The 16,034-nt window shown below is 66.7% G+C and carries 25 protein-coding genes; 14 read left to right on the top strand and 11 right to left on the bottom strand.

What is annotated here, in order from left to right; genetic code table 11:
• Nucleotides 1-103: 103 nt before the first annotated feature.
• Together P3X83_RS39900 and P3X83_RS39895 are read right to left on the bottom strand one after the other, a co-directional pair.
• Nucleotides 104-1,741, bottom strand: a complete 1,638-nt coding sequence (locus tag P3X83_RS39900; RefSeq protein WP_277310606.1) for a BTAD domain-containing putative transcriptional regulator — start codon at nt 1,739-1,741, stop codon at nt 104-106.
• Between the two features lie 489 nt (nt 1,742-2,230).
• Nucleotides 2,231-3,772, bottom strand: a complete 1,542-nt coding sequence (locus P3X83_RS39895; RefSeq protein WP_277310605.1) for a hypothetical protein — start codon at nt 3,770-3,772, stop codon at nt 2,231-2,233.
• Between the two features lie 885 nt (nt 3,773-4,657).
• Between P3X83_RS39895 and P3X83_RS39890 the strand changes: the two genes are divergently transcribed.
• Nucleotides 4,658-5,074: a hypothetical protein gene (locus P3X83_RS39890; RefSeq protein WP_277310604.1), complete on the top strand. Its 417-nt coding sequence runs from the start codon at nt 4,658-4,660 to the stop codon at nt 5,072-5,074.
• A 177-nt stretch (nt 5,075-5,251) separates the two neighbouring features.
• On the opposite strand, the gene P3X83_RS39885 is transcribed toward P3X83_RS39890, so the two are convergent.
• The 3 genes from P3X83_RS39885 to P3X83_RS39875 form a co-directional block, all read right to left on the bottom strand.
• Nucleotides 5,252-5,455: a DUF397 domain-containing protein gene (locus P3X83_RS39885; RefSeq protein WP_277310603.1), complete on the bottom strand. Its 204-nt coding sequence runs from the start codon at nt 5,453-5,455 to the stop codon at nt 5,252-5,254.
• A gap of 10 nt (nt 5,456-5,465) precedes the next feature.
• A complete protein-coding gene (locus P3X83_RS39880) occupies nt 5,466-6,332 on the bottom strand; it encodes a helix-turn-helix transcriptional regulator (protein WP_277310654.1) in 867 nt (288 codons plus the stop codon).
• Nucleotides 6,333-6,588: 256 nt separating this feature from the next.
• The gene (locus tag P3X83_RS39875; protein WP_277310602.1) at nt 6,589-6,843 is read right to left on the bottom strand and encodes a GntR family transcriptional regulator; all 255 of its coding nucleotides are present in this window, start codon (nt 6,841-6,843) and stop codon (nt 6,589-6,591) included.
• A 200-nt stretch (nt 6,844-7,043) separates the two neighbouring features.
• On the opposite strand from P3X83_RS39875, the gene P3X83_RS39870 reads away from it, so the two are divergent.
• Genes P3X83_RS39870 through P3X83_RS39860 form a run of 3 tightly spaced genes read left to right on the top strand, consistent with a single transcriptional unit; the run spans nt 7,044 to nt 7,962 of the window.
• The gene (locus P3X83_RS39870) at nt 7,044-7,268 is read left to right on the top strand and encodes a hypothetical protein (RefSeq protein WP_277310601.1); all 225 of its coding nucleotides are present in this window, start codon (nt 7,044-7,046) and stop codon (nt 7,266-7,268) included.
• Nucleotides 7,265-7,750 (top strand): ATP-binding protein, encoded by a 486-nt coding sequence (locus tag P3X83_RS39865; protein WP_277310600.1) that lies wholly within the window; start codon nt 7,265-7,267, stop codon nt 7,748-7,750. The genes P3X83_RS39870 and P3X83_RS39865 overlap by 4 nt, the downstream gene beginning before the upstream one ends.
• Entirely contained in the window at nt 7,747-7,962 is a 216-nt protein-coding gene (locus tag P3X83_RS39860) for a hypothetical protein (protein WP_277310599.1), read from the top strand. The genes P3X83_RS39865 and P3X83_RS39860 overlap by 4 nt, the downstream gene beginning before the upstream one ends.
• Nucleotides 7,963-8,115: 153 nt before the next feature.
• Here P3X83_RS39860 and P3X83_RS39855 read toward each other — a convergent pair whose 3' ends face one another.
• From P3X83_RS39855 to P3X83_RS39830, 6 genes are all read right to left on the bottom strand, one after another.
• Nucleotides 8,116-8,364: a hypothetical protein gene (locus P3X83_RS39855; protein WP_277310598.1), complete on the bottom strand. Its 249-nt coding sequence runs from the start codon at nt 8,362-8,364 to the stop codon at nt 8,116-8,118.
• A complete protein-coding gene (locus P3X83_RS39850; RefSeq protein WP_277310597.1) occupies nt 8,365-8,709 on the bottom strand; it encodes a DUF6247 family protein in 345 nt (114 codons plus the stop codon).
• Nucleotides 8,710-8,932: 223 nt separating this feature from the next.
• The gene (locus tag P3X83_RS39845) at nt 8,933-9,337 is read right to left on the bottom strand and encodes an NUDIX hydrolase (protein ID WP_277310596.1); all 405 of its coding nucleotides are present in this window, start codon (nt 9,335-9,337) and stop codon (nt 8,933-8,935) included.
• On the bottom strand, nt 9,321-9,680 hold the full coding sequence (locus P3X83_RS39840; RefSeq protein WP_277310595.1) for a hypothetical protein: 360 nt from the start codon (nt 9,678-9,680) through the stop codon (nt 9,321-9,323). The genes P3X83_RS39845 and P3X83_RS39840 overlap by 17 nt, the downstream gene beginning before the upstream one ends.
• Nucleotides 9,681-10,239: 559 nt before the next feature.
• Entirely contained in the window at nt 10,240-10,824 is a 585-nt protein-coding gene (locus P3X83_RS39835; RefSeq protein WP_277310594.1) for a hypothetical protein, read from the bottom strand.
• A 15-nt stretch (nt 10,825-10,839) separates the two neighbouring features.
• The gene (locus P3X83_RS39830) at nt 10,840-11,550 is read right to left on the bottom strand and encodes a GntR family transcriptional regulator (protein ID WP_277310593.1); all 711 of its coding nucleotides are present in this window, start codon (nt 11,548-11,550) and stop codon (nt 10,840-10,842) included.
• Nucleotides 11,551-11,779: 229 nt separating this feature from the next.
• On the opposite strand from P3X83_RS39830, the gene P3X83_RS39825 reads away from it, so the two are divergent.
• From P3X83_RS39825 to P3X83_RS39780, 10 genes are all read left to right on the top strand, one after another.
• On the top strand, nt 11,780-12,010 hold the full coding sequence (locus P3X83_RS39825; RefSeq protein WP_277310592.1) for a helix-turn-helix domain-containing protein: 231 nt from the start codon (nt 11,780-11,782) through the stop codon (nt 12,008-12,010).
• 17 nt (nt 12,011-12,027) lie between these two features.
• Entirely contained in the window at nt 12,028-12,276 is a 249-nt protein-coding gene (locus P3X83_RS39820) for a hypothetical protein (RefSeq protein ID WP_277310591.1), read from the top strand.
• Entirely contained in the window at nt 12,276-12,434 is a 159-nt protein-coding gene (locus P3X83_RS39815; RefSeq protein ID WP_277310590.1) for a hypothetical protein, read from the top strand. The genes P3X83_RS39820 and P3X83_RS39815 overlap by 1 nt, the downstream gene beginning before the upstream one ends.
• On the top strand, nt 12,431-12,760 hold the full coding sequence (locus P3X83_RS39810) for a hypothetical protein (RefSeq protein ID WP_277310589.1): 330 nt from the start codon (nt 12,431-12,433) through the stop codon (nt 12,758-12,760). Before P3X83_RS39815 ends, P3X83_RS39810 begins: the two co-directional genes overlap by 4 nt.
• On the top strand, nt 12,757-12,930 hold the full coding sequence (locus P3X83_RS39805; RefSeq protein WP_277310588.1) for a hypothetical protein: 174 nt from the start codon (nt 12,757-12,759) through the stop codon (nt 12,928-12,930). The genes P3X83_RS39810 and P3X83_RS39805 overlap by 4 nt, the downstream gene beginning before the upstream one ends.
• Nucleotides 12,927-13,121, top strand: coding sequence for a hypothetical protein (locus P3X83_RS39800; RefSeq protein ID WP_277310587.1), 195 nt, complete (start codon nt 12,927-12,929; stop codon nt 13,119-13,121). The genes P3X83_RS39805 and P3X83_RS39800 overlap by 4 nt, the downstream gene beginning before the upstream one ends.
• Before the next feature lie 170 nt (nt 13,122-13,291).
• The gene (locus tag P3X83_RS39795) at nt 13,292-13,588 is read left to right on the top strand and encodes a hypothetical protein (RefSeq protein ID WP_277310585.1); all 297 of its coding nucleotides are present in this window, start codon (nt 13,292-13,294) and stop codon (nt 13,586-13,588) included.
• Between the two features lie 87 nt (nt 13,589-13,675).
• On the top strand, nt 13,676-14,095 hold the full coding sequence (locus tag P3X83_RS39790; RefSeq protein ID WP_277310584.1) for a hypothetical protein: 420 nt from the start codon (nt 13,676-13,678) through the stop codon (nt 14,093-14,095).
• Nucleotides 14,096-14,170: 75 nt separating this feature from the next.
• Nucleotides 14,171-15,757: a hypothetical protein gene (locus tag P3X83_RS39785; RefSeq protein WP_277310583.1), complete on the top strand. Its 1,587-nt coding sequence runs from the start codon at nt 14,171-14,173 to the stop codon at nt 15,755-15,757.
• Entirely contained in the window at nt 15,754-15,984 is a 231-nt protein-coding gene (locus P3X83_RS39780; protein WP_277310582.1) for a hypothetical protein, read from the top strand. The genes P3X83_RS39785 and P3X83_RS39780 overlap by 4 nt, the downstream gene beginning before the upstream one ends.
• Nucleotides 15,985-16,034: the final 50 nt, after the last annotated feature.

The following is a 16,034-nucleotide window of genomic DNA, read 5'->3' as shown; positions in this document are numbered from 1 at the left end:
CCGCAGCCCCGCGATCAACACCCGCCCACAGCCCCCACCCCCTGGGCAAACTCACCCCGGCCTATCCACCACACCGGAGCAGTCCAGCCCCGGCGAAGGCGTATCACCCCACCAGCCGCTGATAGGTCTGCCGCGCCTGACGGCTCGGCACCAGATCGATCTCCGCCAACCGTTCGGTGAGCTGCTGAAACGCCCACCGCACGGCAGGCAACCGCCCCAGCTCCGCCTGAACGGTCATGATCTGGCACCACAGCACCTCGTTGTACCGATCGACCCGGTCCACCGCCAGGGTCAGCACATCCAACGCCCGGCCGGGATCCCTCTTCCGCTCGTTCTCCGCCAGCCGCATCGCCGCGTTCACCGCCTGCGTCTCGGCCGCATGCCGCAGCGGCAAAGACCACAGATCGTCCCGATCGGCCAGCAACGGCCCCTGGTAGAGCGCCAGCATCTCCCGCAGCGCCCGCACCCGGACCGCCTCGTCCTCACCGGTGTGAGACCGCACGTACGCCTCCTGGAACTGCCACCAGTCGACGTCGAAGTACGCCGCCGACAACCGGCGCCGTCGGCCCACCTTCACCACGAACTTCACCTCGGTCGCCAGCCTCGTCGCGTGCCTCATCGCGGCGTTGACGTCCCGGACTCCCGTCTCCAGCCGGAGGTTGCCCCGCCCGACCTCATCCGGCCACAACCGCTCGATCACGCTGTCGGTGGGCTCGCCCTCCTTCGACGCGGCCAGCAGCGCGAACAGGTCCCGCCCCTCGGCCCGCCCGAACGACACTTCTTGCTCGCCCACGGTCACCCGTACCGGGCCGAACAGCTGAACCTTCGCCCGCGAGGGAGCCGTTACCGCAGTTCTCGGCGAGGCGCTCACCACGGTCCCTGCGGGGTGAGCGAACACCTCGTCGGGGCCTGCATCGCCACCGACGAGCGGCTCATCAACCGGCGAAGACCCCACGGACGAAGCAGCGACCCGTGCCTCAGATCCGGCCCTCTCCATGGAACGCGGTCGCCTCCCGCCGCGAAGCTGGCGCGCCAGCAGCGTGCTCCCGAACATCACCACGGCCCCGAACAGCGCCGCAGAGCCAAAGCCGACGACAGCGGACCGCCCGTCACCGGGCGCCGCGGAGGCCATCGGCTTGGCACGCAACGTCGTCGGTGCCGACGCACTGGGCACCGGCGGCGGAGGCGGTGTGATCGCAGGCGTCACGGTGTGGTGCATCGTCTCCCGTACCACACGAGGCCGCTCGGCAGGCGGCTTCGCACGTCTCGCATGCTGACGCTCCGCTGCCCCCACCGTCCGTGCCCGGCGCCCTTCAACCGGCACGGACCTCCCGCGCCGCTCTCGCTGAGGCTGCTCGGCGATCGCTGACCTGTCCGCCTCGTGCTCTATCCCCGGCCTCTGCTCCTTCTTTTCGGGATTGCTTCGTTCTCGTGGAGGAGGCTTCGCTTCGCGGGATCGCTCCTTCGCGACGGCGACGGGCGGTGGATCGGCATGGCCTGGGGGGAATCGCTGTGCCTCCTCGAAGCGCTCGCGCACGCTCACGGTCTGACCGCTCACCACGTCTCGGATGATGCTCTCGCAGAGCTTTTCCATGTTCCAGTACCGATCGGCGAGCGGAGTGATCCCAGCCGGGCAATCAGTGGCCACGGCCGCAGCCGGTGCGGGAGCCGCCAGCACCGCGGCCACGACGAACGGCGTCGCGGTGCACGCCCGCACCAGGCGCAGCAGCCGCTGCGACATCGGTCGATCCGTACCTACATCCGAGTGTCCCTGTCGCTTCACAGCAGCCCCCCAGTTCACCCGATGATCACGTCACCGATATCCCGCAGATTCCCTCGCAAGGTTCACAGGTCACACCAGAGAAGATCATGATCTAGAAAAGACCGCGAGTCCCGTAGATGCACTGCGGTGTCGGCCGGGGGCGCCGACAGTAAAGCGAACAAAGTTTCGCTTTGCGTCGTGCCAAGGTTCTGAGACCGGAACCGCTTTCGCCAGCCCCCACCTCAGCCAACCGGACCGCATGATTGTTTAACGAGGTCGCTACTGTATCTGCGTTCCGGATCAGGAAGGGTGATCTGTAGCGAGCCTGTGACCTGCGACGTCACGGTAAAAAGAGTTCACTATTAACCAGCCTTCGTACAGAAGTTCCTGTCCATTTGTCAATGGATGGGCAAGCGGTCGAACGAAGGCAATCGTATGCGAATTTTCGTAAGACGCATTTCTCACGGGCTATGCATCCACTGGATCTTCGATAGTATCCATGTGCGCGTAGGTGGCGCATACTGTCCCGGGCGCTTCTACGCTTTCTGGACACCACTCGCCATTCTCCAGAATTCCAGCACAGAGGACGGACGGTCTCTCGTTAATGGAGTCTGGGAACTCCACGGGCTTCCTGGCTCCAGAGGCAGTAGGATGCTCTTTGGAGACTACTGTGGGAGGTGGCACGCGCCATGTGGAGCTCGTCTCTGTGAGATAGCTTCCGTGGGGAAGAATCAGCTCAAAGAATGTCTTCGCGACGCTCCCAAGCGTATGCCAAGACACCTCAAACTGAGTGTGATTTACCTTCCACCTGTCGCGCTGGGCATTTTCTACATTTCTAATAAGAGAGGTGGCGGCACATGAGGATACGGCCTCCGCCTTTAGGTACGGCCCATGCTTTTCTCCCCATACGATGGCGTCTCGGGCGGAGCGCCAGCAGAGATTTCGAAGCTGACCGATGCTGAAATGCTCAGCGACTCCCAACAGGCTAGCCTCGAGTTCCGCTCTACGGTGTTCTGGCACGGGCGGTCTTGGATCGTGGAACTCAAATGCAAGCTGGCCGTCAAGGTAGTTCATCGCATCTTGCACTGCAAGGTCCACCCAGAGTCTCCTGACCTCGTCAATTCCGTAGCAATTCACAATTTCCTGTGCAGTTTCTATCTGAGCCAGAAGCTCTAGGACCCCGCTGCCTGGCATGTAGAAAGCTTCGAGGGGATACCAGCTTTCCAGTTCGCCATCGACCATCTTGAAAGCCTTCTGAGGGCTGTCGGCTGTAGGGGCCATTATTCCCATTGCCACCATTGTCCCGACAAGGTCGCAGTCAGCTATTGGAGGGCCTATCAGAGGCTGAAGCACTCTTCCTCTAAGATTCCCTGCAGTCATCCTCTGAACCGGACTGCCCGATTTCGGGATGAAGATGACCTTAACCGCTAGCGCCGCCAATAGAGGTATTTCGACGGGTGCTGGCGCGATCATACTGTCGCACCAAATACTGATGTCCTCTAGGTCTTCGCGCCTGACCCGCTGAACGCAGTCCCAGCATTTTTTCGGCTTGGGATCGACCAGTTCCCGAGCAGCCGACGACCGGTTTTTGACAGGCTCTCCGTTTCCACACTCAGGACAAGCGCTACCGACGATGTAAGCGCACGCCCATTGGCTTAGCGCTGTCGCCAATTTTCCTACCGGAATTCCCAGCTTCTCGGCCGCGTCCTTTGCTGGCCATTTCCAATTTTGATTGCCGTCGTCCCATTCCCAATAGGTTCGCAGTACTTCGATGATTTCGTCAGAGCAGTGCGTAGACGCCTCGACCCTGATCTGGCTACTTTCCAGTGAAATTACAAGGAGTCCCGATTCGGTGCGACTGGCGATGTTAGGCCGTTCCTCAACAGTTGGCATCGGGTCGCTTTCGAGAGCTTTCCCATCTTCGACAATCGCGTCTGCAGCCACAGGCGCGCGCCGTGAAATGTTCTTAGATGACCTAGTTGTACGCTGCTTCTTCTTGCGCTTGGGCACGAAAACTCCCTCTAATCGCTCCCGGCGAATCGGTTCGGCTATAAATAGCAGAGCCTAGACTCCATCCGCACGCCAACAGCGATACGCGCCTTTAGTGTAATGTGAACCGTCACGAGCGATTTGGCAAAAAATAGGATTGCCGGATACCGTTTCGCTCCAGAGGCCCCGTAGGAGCCCTGGAGCCCATGATCTTGGCAGATGAAGAGGAGCAATAGATCCGGATTTGGGATCGGCCTCAAGTCGCAAGTCATGCCTGTATCTGGCAGCGCGAGCAGTTCGCAGGGCAGCCTGTGAGACCGGCAGCCCAGAACGACTCTGTAGGGGCGAGGTTCGCTAGGCACGCGGTTCGCCTTCAGTCACCCACGTGTGCGTGATGGCCCGAATGACCTGGACAACCCGTGCACCATCGCCTGCCTCGCGCTTGCGATGGGCCGCACATGACCTTCCTGTGGCTCCACCTTGGCAGCCGGCCGTAGGATGCCCCGGCTGGGGAGGCCGATGGGTGCCCGCGAGCAGCGGGCGAGCGGGCCTGCGAGGGCAACACCTCACCGCGAGTCTCTCGGAGCGAGAAACCGCAGGTCAGATGGGGTGTGAGTGGTGGGGCGCCAGGGGCTCGAACCCTGAACCTACAGATTAAAAGTCTCCACCATTCGATCAATCAGGAGTATTCAGCACTAATCAGAAGGACGATATTTGCTGGTCAGAGCCATGATCGCACTATTCAAGAGAGAGCATCAAAGATCATAAGATCGAAGGCGTTGGGTCCGGCATTGGTCCGGCAGACCATCTCCCAGATGGAGTCCCAAGAGAACGACACTCAGCGCCAACGTCACCACCGGTCACCGCGTCTTCTCCCATGGCCGCCATGTCGAACCGGGAGCCGCCGTGCCGCGCTACATCCTCGCCATCGTCCTCGTCCTCTTCGTCATCGCGATCGGCGGCATCGCCTTCACCACGCGCACCCCCGGCCCGCTGCCACCCCTCCCGCCCTCCCAGACCGAGCCGACCGCACTGCCGGTCGCGAACCCGGGCGGCACGGTGGTATACGCCGTCACCGGGACGGCGGACTCGGCCGGCGTCACCGTGGCCACCTCCACCGGGACCGAGCAGGCGTCCGGCCGGGCCGTGCCGATGCGGTACGAGGTCGAGATGACGCCGGGCGACTTCGTCTACCTGTCCGCGCAGAACGAGGGCGTCTCGGGGACGATCACGTGTGAGATCTCCGTCGGCGGCGTGGTGATCAGCCGGAACACCTCGGCCGGCGGCTACACCATCGCCAGCTGCCAGGGGACGGTGCCGTAGCGGCAAGGCGCCGGGAATGGCGATCTGGCGAGGCCCACATATGCCCTGTCCGGAAAAGGAAGGATCGCCTAATAGGTCCTGTCAGATAGTCGCGAAAGGGGTTGCCCTCACCTATGGTGGGCGATGGGTAAGGTCCGGGCGGACCCTCCACGTGGACGGTCCGCCCGAGGCCATTGATCATCTATCGAAGGTGCCGTCCTTCACCGCGGCGACGAATGACGACCACTCGGACGCGGTGAAGACCAGCTTCCCGCCGTCAGGGTTCTTGCTGTCCCTGACGGCGACACCAGCGGCAATTGACGCCACCTGGACGCAGTTCTGCCCCTGCGCTGAACTGTGGGACGACGTGCGCCAAGGGAGCTCGGGGTGGGTAAGGTCCACGATCTCGCCTCTATTTCAGTTGTTTGGCCAGGCCTTCAATGTAGGCCGCCGATGCCTCGACGCTCAGTGCCGAGGCACGGAGGTAACCGTAGCTGTCCCGATAGGCCGCCACAGCCTCCGGCTTCTCCAGGAACAGGTCACCGGCCGCGCCGGCCTCCACGTAGATGATCGTGGGGTCTTCCGGCGCCTCGTAGTCCAGGATGGTGAAACCGCACGTCATAGCGGTGTGCGCGCCGACGGTGTCGAGTAGCACCTGAATGCCGATGTTCGGCCGCTCGGCCATGCGGCACAGGTGGTGCAGCTGCTCGCGCATCACGGCCGGGCCGCCCACGTGCTTGCGCAGCGCAGCCTCGTCGATCACCGCCCAGAACATCGGCGGGTTCTCACGGGTGAGGATGCGCTGCCTGGCCAGCCGAGCCTCCACCATCCGCTGGATCGGCGCCGGTTCGGACACCCGGCCACCCTTGAAGACCGCCGTGGCGTAGTCCGCGGTCTGTAGCAGTCCAGGGATCAGTGCGAGCTCGAACGCCTCGATGTCGTTGGCTTCCCATTCCAGGCCGACCAGCGCGCCACCGAGGATGTCCTTGTACTCCTCTTCCCACCAGCCGCGGCGGCGGCTCTCACGGGCGAGAGTGATCATCGCGTTGCAGGTGGCCTCGTCGGTCACCTCGTAGATGTCGAGCAGGTCCATGACGTCGTTGACGGTGGGCCGCCGCCATTCGTCGCGCTCGATCCGGGTGACCTTGCTGGGCTGCCAGCCGAGCCGCTTGGCGGCTTCCTTGGAGTCCATGTTCGCGGCTTCGCGGAATTGTTTCAGCGCGTTCGACAGTCGTCGGCGCCTGACGGTGGGGCTATACACCAGACCATCCCTCCGCATGCGGGACATTGAGCCACAGATGGGCCCATATCGGTCTTGTTAAAATTGAGTATTGCCGAGAATTGGTCTTGGCACCATGATGATGCTAGCCCTTTCCCGCTATCGGGAGTATGGAGATCATGACGCTGACCGACCGGCGGGTGTCCGCAGATCCGCGAACGCATCCCGGCCGGCCTGCCCGGCAGTCGCAAGCCTCCCGCGTCGCCCAGGCGCGCCGAACGCTCAAGCAGACCGGGGCGATCACACCATGACTCGCTTATCCCCTGCTCTGTGGCCACTCGGCCCGGGGACGGACGTACGTTCCCCGGCCCCGGATCGGCCGGACGAACCCCTCCTCGGCGAGAAGCGTCACCACCTTGACGATCGTGCCGCGACTGACGGGGAACTCCTGGTCGAGCTGGCGCAGGCTCGGGATGGGCATCCGCTCCCGGTACCTGCCATCCTCAATACGACGACGAAGCTCCCTGTAGAGCTGCAGCCACACAAGCTCGTCCTCGGCAAACTCGACCATGCGGCAGACGGTAGAAAGCCGCGTCCTGCCACAGCATGCACGGGGAGTCCATGGTTGTTCGTGGTATTCCATGGCACACCGTGTAACGGCTTACTCGAAAATCGATCACGAAACCACCGCAGAACCGGGCGAACCAACCCGCGCCCGCCGACCCCACCGGGCGCAGGACACCGGACCCCTCACCGAGCGATGGGGCCCCGATGAGCCCGGACAGCGCCGATCCCTCCCTGGCCGCGTCGCAGCGCAGCACCGGCCCGTACGGCGAAATCGTGTCCTTCCCCTCCCCCGACGACGGCATCGTCATCGGCCTATGGCTCGTCCGCGACGAACTCCCCCTCGCCGACGCCGAGCGATACGTCGCCGATCTCAGTGCCCATCTCGCCGCCGCACGGGCCGCCAACAACGACGTTGGGAACAGAAAATGACGCGCCAGGCCGTCCTCCAATCCGCCACCTACACGCTCAACCACCGCCCCACCTCCGTCCGCAGCGCGCGCGCGTGCACACGCAGAACGCTGGCCGCCTGGGCCCTCCTGGACATCGCCGACGATGTGACCCTCTTGGTCAGCGAACTGGTCACCAACGCGATCGTCCACACCGCCGACGCGGTCCGCTGTCAGATCGAGCTGGCCCTGAACCTGTCAGGCCGCACCCTGCGAGCCGACATCACCGACCATGGCCACAGCTGGCCCGGCCCGATGGAGCCGCCGAGGGCCGTCCCGGATGACGAAAGCGGGCGCGGTCTGACCGTCGTCAACTCCCTGGCGGACAAGTGGGGTGTCGAACTCCTCCCAGACGGCAAGACCGTGTGGTTCCTCATCACCGTACGCCGCGCCGTACCGTGTCTCCGGCCATCTCGGACCCCCTCCCCGAGGTGGCCGGGCATCGCCCCTGCGGACCACGGGTGAACCCCGACGTACTCGAAGCGATCCGCACCACCTATCCCGGATGGCGGATCACCCGGCTCGGCGCCCTGTGGTGGGCAACCCTGCATACGGCACCAGACGCGGCAGAGCGGGCGCTGGGGGTCCAGCACCAGGTCGCCCAGCCCAGTGTCGGAGAGCTCGTGGTCGCCCTAGCTCACCAGGCGCATCTGCTGTCGCTGATCCGCCGCACCTGACCCTTGCCGGCCACCGCGTTCCCGCCCCTGCGGGTGGCTGGTTTCCCCGCCTGGCCTGGCCTACTCCCCGAGGCGGGTCAGGCGACCGGGTGGCCCCGCGTTGAGGGTCGCGGGGCCACCCGGCCTCCACCGTTGAAGAGAGCGCGGCGAAGATCAGATCCAGTGGACGCGGATGATGTACACCTCGCGCTGCGGCTCCATGACGATGTACGTGATCATGCCCCTGCCGCCGAACTTCAGCGTGCGCATGTTCCCCTCCGGATTGTCCGGGCGGAACAGATCGCCATTCCCTGGGGCGAGCTTGAGAACCTTGAACGCCTCCGCGAGATAGCGGGCCGCATCGTCCGGCAGCGCGGCGATCTGCTCCTGGGCAATGGGGTCGGGCTTCGTCAGCTCATACATCTACAGCTCAATGCCGCGCGCTGCGAGCAGCTCCTCCCACGTCTTGTCCCCGCGAGGGATCGGCTTCCCCTCTGCGGCGAGCTGCTGCACGCGGGCGGCCCGCCGATGCATCTCGCGCCGCCCTTCGGGATCCCTGACCGAGTCACAGGCCATGAGCCACCAGGTGTCGACGAAGTCCGTCAGCTTGGCGAGGTCCAACGTCGCGCCCACTTCGGCGAGGGCGACGCGCAGCCCGGCGTCGAAGGCGTCGCGGTCCTCGGGAACGACGAGGGCGGCGCGAATGGAGCGCAGCGTCTTGTCCGGCAGCTGGCCGGCGGCCGGGACGTCGTGCGGCTGTGCGCTCATGCGGTCAGTGTATGCACGAGTGCTCAGCGCGGACTGGCCGTTTGCCGTGACGCTCATGTCTCATCCCCTCGCCGGGACCGGTGGTGATCCTCAACGCGACGGTATGCGCTGGTCCGACGGGCGTCTTCTGACTGTACGGGGACGATGGCCTGGCTATGCCGTGTCGGCATGGTCACGAAGCGTCTCCCACAGCGGGCCAGGTTCTGTGGTCATCAGCACCAGGTCAGGTCAGATGCTCGTCGAGGTGCGCCTGGACCGGCGCGAAGAAGGAGAACGGCACCAGTTCGGCGACGCGCGTCCGGCCACACCACTCGACCTCGGCCACTTCCTCGACGTCGGCGACGCGGGCCGTGCCGGCCACCGTCTCGCACACGACGTAGATCATGCGGCGGCCGGTCGCGGGGTGGATGCGGGCACCGAGGGCCTTCACGGCGGTGACGTCGAGTCCGACTTCCTCGCGAGTCTCGCGTACGGCAGCCTGCTCGCCGGATTCGCCTAACTCGACCTGGCCGCCGGGGAACGTCCACAACAGCTCGCCTTCGGCGACACGTCGGCGGATGAGCAGGACCTTGCCGCGCCGCACGATGATGGCGGCGGCCACAGCGGGCGCGTCAGACTGTCTGGTCATCCGGGATGGTGCAGGCGGGGCAGTCGGCCATGGTAAGCACGTTGCCGCGCTGGACACCGCTGCCGAGGTTGATGACCTTGCCCGATCCGAGGCAGTAGCGGCAGGGGATCGCGGCGGATACGGCCGGGTCGCACCACACCTTGTGCTCCCACGCTGGCGGCGGCTCCGGCGGCGGCCGGTGATCGCGCTCGGCGGGTTCGTGCTCGCCGCCGACCCAGCCCCTTCCGCAGCAGAACCGGCAGGCCAGGAACAGCTCACCGACGCGGTGGCCCTTCTTGCCCTCGCACTCGGGGCAGGTGATGGGGTCGGTCATGCGCGCCCGGTCCCCTCGCAGGTGGAGCACGGCACCCACTCCTTGTGTGCTTCCTCGGTGCCGTTCTTCCAGATCCATTCCCCGCCTGCGCCGAGACAGACCCGGCAGACGGGGGGCTCGTCATCCTTGTCGGCCACGCACTCACGGTACGCCGGTCAGCGCCCAGCGTCATGGGCACGGCACAGAACGTTGAACCGGGCAAGGTCTGTCTCTCGTGCCATCGACGCCAGCGGATCGTGCCCACGCGCAGAGTATGCGGAGTCACGGCGGGTTCGTACGGTCCCGGTATGGCGGCGAGAAGGAAGAGCTGGGTCAAGGGGCACTATCGGCGGCGACCAGGTGGAGGGCGCACCTGGGTCTCCCCCCACACCCGTGGCGGCAAGACGGTACTCGTCGGCGGGGCGCTGGTCGTAGCGGCGCTTGCCGGCTGGGCTGCGTTCGCCAGAGGTGGCACAGAGCCGCCACCTCCGCCTCCGCCCCCTCCCACCTCCACGAGTCCCACCCCGTGACCGGGGCTTGGCTGGTCACCGACTGGAGCGGCAGGCGAAGCATGACCCGTCCGGCTCCAGCAGCACCCCGCACGCGAAAGTCAGCCACGGGAGATGATGGCTGTCAGCAAGTCCGTGCGACCGTGCTCAACCAGGTACTCAACAAGTCGGCGCTGAGCCTTTGGGGTCGCGTTACCTCGGACGTTGAAGATCGGCGACTCATCCGAGATCGCCTTATGCTCGGCTGCCTCCGCTTCGGACCGACTCGGATAGCGCTCGATGGTCGATCGAACTGCGAAGGCCATCCAATCCGACGCTCTCACGTGGTTCCGTGTGCGCAGGGAGAGATCGTTGGTCATCCCCACATACAGCAGTCGATCCTGGTCATCGAAGTATCGGTACAGCGCCGTGATTCCGGTCGGTATTTCACGAGGTACACGAGGTAGCCGCTTCTTCTCTCCCTGTCCTCGCTTCGGCACCTCCACCGCCCGCTTGTGATCGACGGTCTGGCTTTTTGGCGCATCTCGCGCAACCCGCCAGGCGATACGAGGTGTGCCGTCCTCGTCAACGGACGAGACATTCTCCCACCTGCTGCCTGGAGGGGCCCAGAAGCCGCCAATGGCTATGCCGGCCTCTGCTGGAAAATCAGGCAGCCAGACCCATCCATCATCCCGAGTGTCAGGCACTGAACCTCCTTTGGACTACTGCTCATCATCCACGGCCTGCCGATACGTCAGTTCGTACAGGTGCCCTGGCTTAATCAGCACCGATACTTCGACCGGTCGATCGTCCTCGGAGAAGATCGTGCGGAACTGACGAAGGACCGGCACGCCGTCGGGGATCTCCAGGATCTCCGCTTCTTCGGTTGTTGGGACGCGGGTGGACACTCGGTCGGTCCATTCGAGTTCCGGGTAGCCGAGGTCGGCGAGTACGGCAGGCGCGCCTCCTCGGATACGGCCCCGCCCAGTAAGGGGCGTTCCTGCCGCAAGGCTCATCGGATAGTAGGAGCGCGAGAGCTCCATGGGCGTCTCGCCACGCATCGTGAGCCTGGAGCGGCAGACCGCGCGATCCTCCTTCAGAGCGGCGGCAACATCGGCCGGAGGCTGTAGCTCGGCTACGTCAAGGATTCGATAGGCGACCCCACGGGACGCGGGGTCGTAGTAGGCGGCGGTCTCAACTGTGAACGCGTGGTCGCGGCTCACGTAGACGCCGGCCCCCGCGCGGCTCGTGACGAATCCTTCGGCCTTGAGCATGCGGACGGCGTTCTGGATGGTCGTTGGGGCGGCGTCGTACCGCTCCGCGAGCTGTGGAGTTGAGGGCAACTGCTCATCGGGTTTCAACAGCCCGGCCATGATCTTCGCCCGTAGATCGGCAGCGACCTTGTGGGACGGGTGTCTGGTATCTGGTCTCACGGCTCCCCATGCCCCTTTCACCGCATCGTGTCCTAGTCACCTTATCTGCGGGGCAACAAGGTTGGGTACCAGCTCACTCTACTTCGCGCCTTGTCAGCTCACGCGTGAGGCAGTATGGTCTGGCTTAAGCAAGCCAACCACCGCCCGATCCGGGCCTGACTGGCGCTATGTCCAGATTCGGAGGTGCCGTGTGAGTGCCGACACCGTCGGCCGTCCGCTCAGTCCACTGATGACCACCGAAGAGGTTGCGGCCTTCTTCAAGGTCGACCCAGAGACGGTGAGGGTGTGGGCGCGCACCGGGAAGATCCAGGCCAGCAAGAATCCCGGCGGCAGGGTCTTCGTTTACCGCCGAGTCGATGTCGAGTCGATGGCCGACACTCCCGCCCCCATCGAGACCCTCAACGCAAGCGGGCCTGCCGGTGCAGCAACACCGGCAGGCCCTGAGATCAACCGTCCCTAGCAGTGAAAGGCAATCTCATGGCACAGGCTACCGCGCCACCGTCGACCGTCCAGTGCAAGCCGTGGTGCACCGACCACCGGCACAGCTACTGCCAGACGACCAGCACCTCCCCCGCCTACGGCGACATCATCGTGGGCGACACCGACCACGGCCCGACCGTGTTCCTGTGGCAGAGCATCACGGAGCTGCCCCTCGACCAGGCCGAGGCGTACTTCCGCACCGGCTTGGACCTGGTCACCCGCGCCCGGAACGGAGCAGCGGCGTGATGGGCAAGGTCATCACCGTCCCCGGCGCCACGCGCCGGCAGGCCGAGCCGGACACGCTGGCCGCGCAGACGCCGCACACCTGGGTGTGCGCGTGCGGCACGGTCAACAGCAAGGCCATCGCCGGGCCGTGCCGCACCTGCCGGGGAGGCACCCGATGACCCGCGAACAGGAAGAAGCGTTCGCCGCCCGCTCCCGTGAGGAAGAGGCGATCTACCGCTTCGAGGCCGCGCTCGGCCAGGACGGTGCCGACGCGGCGATCACCACGATGGTCGCCGACATCCGCGCTGCCGTCCGCGACCGGGAGCGCCTGCGCGAGCAGGGGGCCTCCGCCTATGCCGTGCAGTCCGCCACCCGCTACATCCACGGCCTGATCATCGGCCTCGGACGTCTCCTCGCCCTCCGTGACGGCATGGGCGCCGAGAAGCCCAGCGCCGCATGGGTCCGGGGCTGCCAGCACCTGCGCGACCTGGGGGTGGACCAGTGACCCGCTGCGCCAAGTTCCTCGCCCTGCATGGGGTGACCGAGGACGACGTCGCCCCGCCCGAGCAGCGCACCGCGCCGACGTACACCTCCGACCGGTCCTACAACGCCGACGACGCCCGCCGGCCGTTGCACTCCAGCAACCCCATCCCGGCCAAGAAGGAGCGACGGTGAACCCCGGCGAGCGCATCGCGACGGTCCTGATCGCCACCGACGTCCTGGAGGACCGCATCGCCTCGGCCGGCCCCGACGGCATCTGGCCCAAGGGCGAGCGCCCCGCCGGGCCGGAGTGGTCGAAGGGCCGCGGCTGCCGCAAGGCGTACGACCGCAAGGCCAAGGCCCAGGCCAAGAAGGACAAGCGGTGAGGCGCCGCACCGCGATCCTCCTGGCGATCGGCGCCGTGCTCGGCGCGATGGCCACCCTGGCCAGCGCCGCGCTGATCCTCTACATCCTCCGCCACTGAGCCGCTGCCGGGCCAGAACCCCCCGGCCCGGCAGCACCCCAACCGCCGACCACAAGATCCGAAAGGACCACTGTGACCGCCCAGCAGACCGCCTGGCCCGACGGGGTCATCGCCCGCTTTCTCACCGTGGGGGGCGCCACCGTCGACCTGACCGAGCACGCCGATGCCGAGTGTCCCGCAGCGAGTAGAACCGTCCCGCGCTGCGCCGGATGTGGCACGCAGCGGGATTTCGACTGGCTGCGAGAGACCTGGGAGTCAACCGCCGTTCGGTACATCGACACACACCGCCACGAGGCCGCGCAGCACGCCCGCAACTGGGCCCAGGAGCACGCCGAGCGCTGCCGAGCCATGCCCCGCCCTACCCCCTGAGACCGCTGCCGGGCCGGGCCCCACACCCACCCCCGGCCCGGCAGCACCCCACCAACGACCGCAGGCCATCCCGACCAGGAGATCACGATGCGTTTGCTCGGCAAGAAGCACGACCGTCAGGCCAGCGAGCTCAAGGCCGCGCAGCGAGAAAGCCTCATCCGCGTCAGCGATGCCGACCTCAACGAGGTCACCGCCATCTGCACGTCCGCGCTCGCCGGATGGTACGGGACGCTGCTGGACGCAACCGTCACCCGGGGCGGAATCGTCGTCCGAGGCGCCGGAACGATCGGCCTGAGCGCCGCCAAGGCGATGCGTAGGGCCCTGGAATCGGTCGGCTACGTGATCGGCGACGACTTCGGCTTCGACGGCGTCATGGTCATCGGCTTCGACCCGGGCCGGTACAGCGGCCCGCAGCTGACCGTGGCCCGGATCGACGACCGGATCGAGGAGCTGCTGGCGCTGCGCGCCGAGCTCCTGGAGTCCGAGCGGGCCTTGCCCCGCACCTGACGCCCACAGCCCGACCGGCGCTCACCCGGGCGGGCACCGAACCCGAACACCACGACCAGGAAGGACAGACCAACCATGGGACCCGCCCCGCCGCCGCCCGACGATGGGCAGTTCCCCCTCGTCGACCAGGTGCTCAACGCCGCGCGCGAGGCGCTCGCCGCAGTGCCCACCATCGTGTGGGCCGCCGCCGCCGGGACCGCCACGCTCTTCGTGCTGTGGACCATCGTGCGTGCCGCCCGACGAACCGCCATCCCTTTCGCCGACGTCCTCACCTACCTGGCCGCCGGCATCGCCACCGGCGTGTCCGCCCAGGGCATGTGGACGTTCTTCGACAAGGCGTTCGATCTCCCCGTCCTTCTCCAGGGAGCGCTGTTCGCGTTCATCGAGATCGGCATGCTCGCCTCCGCCGTGCGCGCACGGCGGAACGTGCGCGACAGCGCCGAACTCGCCAAGACCGACCCGCTCATCCGCCCTTCCGCCGGAATCGACGGCACCGCCGTATGGGCCCTCACGACCCTCACCGCCGTGCTGTCGTCCCTGGAAGCCTCCTCCTGGCCGGAGTTCCTCTTCCGGCTCGTCGCCCCGTTCGTCGCCGCCTGGCTATGGGAACGCGGAATGGCGATCGAGCGGCAGCAGATCTCCGGGCTCAAAGCGATCAACTGGCGGCTCACCCCCGAGCGGATCCTGGTGCGGCTCGGCCTGGCCGAAGCCCGCGACCGCTCGGCCAGCGAGGTCGACGCGCACCGCCGCCTGACCCGCGTCGCGCTCGCGGCCAAGCGGGCCCGCGCCCTGTATGACGCCGGCGCGAAGCCGAAGAAGCAGGCCGCCGCCCTGGCCCGGCTCGACAAGGCCCTCGACCGCGCCGTCGAGTACACCGACCTCGCCCGCAACCCGCGGACGCGCGCGGCCATGCTCGACCAGATCACCACCCTGTACGGCGCGCGCGGCCTGCTCTCCCTGCCAGCCGCCGGGCCATGGGAGCACGACGACCACCCCGCCATCCTCGGCCTCGACCGCCGCTCGGACGCCGCCGAGCTCGCCGCCGCCCTCGACCGCAACACCGCGGCCCGAGCCGAGGTCTACCCGCGTCCGGTCGCGACCACCGCCCCGTCGGCGACCGCGCCGCGACCGGACGGCGACCACCCGGCGACCGGTCACGACCTGTCGGCCACCCCCTCGACGGCCCCCGGCGGGACCGCCCGCGCGGGGTCCGAAGGGCGGCCCTGGGCGACCGTCCTGGTGCCGTGGTCGCGACCGCAGCCGCGACCGGTCGCCGATGACGACGACGACCGGCAGCCGGTCGCCGAACCGGTCGCGGAACTGGTCGCCGACGGGGCGGTGGTCGCGACCGAGTCGCGACCGGTCGCGGACCGCAGAAGGCCCGATGAGCAGGACAAACGCCGAGCCATTCGCCTGTGGGTCAGCCGCGCGAAGAAGGGCAACATCGGCTCCAAGCGGGACCTCGCCGACTGGACCGGATTCAGCGAAACATGGGCGCTCGGCTGCATCCAGGAAGCCCGCCAAATCATGATCGACGGCGGGTGGACCTTCGACGATCGCGGCACTCCTGCACCCCCGCGACCGGTCGCGGACCCGGTCGCGACCACCCCCGCCGTCAACGGCTCGCACGCGACCACCCCGGCGGGCGGTGAGGACCGATGATCGCCCGCCTGCCCCGCGTCCTTCGTCTCCTCGTGCTCGGCGTCGTCCTCGACCTCCTCGACGCGCTCATCTACTTCGCCGCGATCGCCGTCTCCACAGTGATGCTCGTCATCGTGCTGCCCCTGCCCGTCGCGTTCGCGGTGTCGCTCCTAGCCGTCAGCACCTGGCACGGCTACCGCATCGCCCGTCGCATCGAGCGTGCCCGAGAGAGGGGTGAGGAGCGATGACCGCGGCCGACTGCGAGCGCGCGCAGATCGCCGAGCTGACCGGCATGTCC

This window comes from Spongiactinospora sp. TRM90649 (genome assembly GCF_029382225.1).
Lineage (GTDB): Bacteria > Actinomycetota > Actinomycetes > Streptosporangiales > Streptosporangiaceae > Spongiactinospora.
Note: the sequence above shows the minus strand (reverse complement) of the source record. Positions and strands in the feature narration are given on the sequence as shown.

What these genes read in the sequence shown, in the direction of transcription:
- P3X83_RS39900 (WP_277310606.1), bottom strand. Translation starts at nt 1,741, where the DNA reads ATGTCGCAGCGGCTGCTGCGCCTGGTGCGGGCGTGCACCGCGACGCCG.
- P3X83_RS39790 (WP_277310584.1), top strand. Translation starts at nt 13,676, where the DNA reads ATGCGTTTGCTCGGCAAGAAGCACGACCGTCAGGCCAGCGAGCTCAAG.
- P3X83_RS39865 (WP_277310600.1), top strand. Translation starts at nt 7,265, where the DNA reads ATGACGCGCCAGGCCGTCCTCCAATCCGCCACCTACACGCTCAACCAC.
- P3X83_RS39780 (WP_277310582.1), top strand. Translation starts at nt 15,754, where the DNA reads ATGATCGCCCGCCTGCCCCGCGTCCTTCGTCTCCTCGTGCTCGGCGTC.
- P3X83_RS39880 (WP_277310654.1), bottom strand. Translation starts at nt 6,332, where the DNA reads ATGCGGAGGGATGGTCTGGTGTATAGCCCCACCGTCAGGCGCCGACGA.
- P3X83_RS39845 (WP_277310596.1), bottom strand. Translation starts at nt 9,337, where the DNA reads ATGACCAGACAGTCTGACGCGCCCGCTGTGGCCGCCGCCATCATCGTG.
- P3X83_RS39855 (WP_277310598.1), bottom strand. Translation starts at nt 8,364, where the DNA reads ATGTATGAGCTGACGAAGCCCGACCCCATTGCCCAGGAGCAGATCGCC.
- P3X83_RS39810 (WP_277310589.1), top strand. Translation starts at nt 12,431, where the DNA reads ATGACCCGCGAACAGGAAGAAGCGTTCGCCGCCCGCTCCCGTGAGGAA.
- P3X83_RS39815 (WP_277310590.1), top strand. Translation starts at nt 12,276, where the DNA reads ATGGGCAAGGTCATCACCGTCCCCGGCGCCACGCGCCGGCAGGCCGAG.
- P3X83_RS39870 (WP_277310601.1), top strand. Translation starts at nt 7,044, where the DNA reads ATGAGCCCGGACAGCGCCGATCCCTCCCTGGCCGCGTCGCAGCGCAGC.
- P3X83_RS39825 (WP_277310592.1), top strand. Translation starts at nt 11,780, where the DNA reads ATGACCACCGAAGAGGTTGCGGCCTTCTTCAAGGTCGACCCAGAGACG.
- P3X83_RS39875 (WP_277310602.1), bottom strand. Translation starts at nt 6,843, where the DNA reads ATGGTCGAGTTTGCCGAGGACGAGCTTGTGTGGCTGCAGCTCTACAGG.
- P3X83_RS39850 (WP_277310597.1), bottom strand. Translation starts at nt 8,709, where the DNA reads ATGAGCGCACAGCCGCACGACGTCCCGGCCGCCGGCCAGCTGCCGGAC.
- P3X83_RS39820 (WP_277310591.1), top strand. Translation starts at nt 12,028, where the DNA reads ATGGCACAGGCTACCGCGCCACCGTCGACCGTCCAGTGCAAGCCGTGG.
- P3X83_RS39785 (WP_277310583.1), top strand. Translation starts at nt 14,171, where the DNA reads ATGGGACCCGCCCCGCCGCCGCCCGACGATGGGCAGTTCCCCCTCGTC.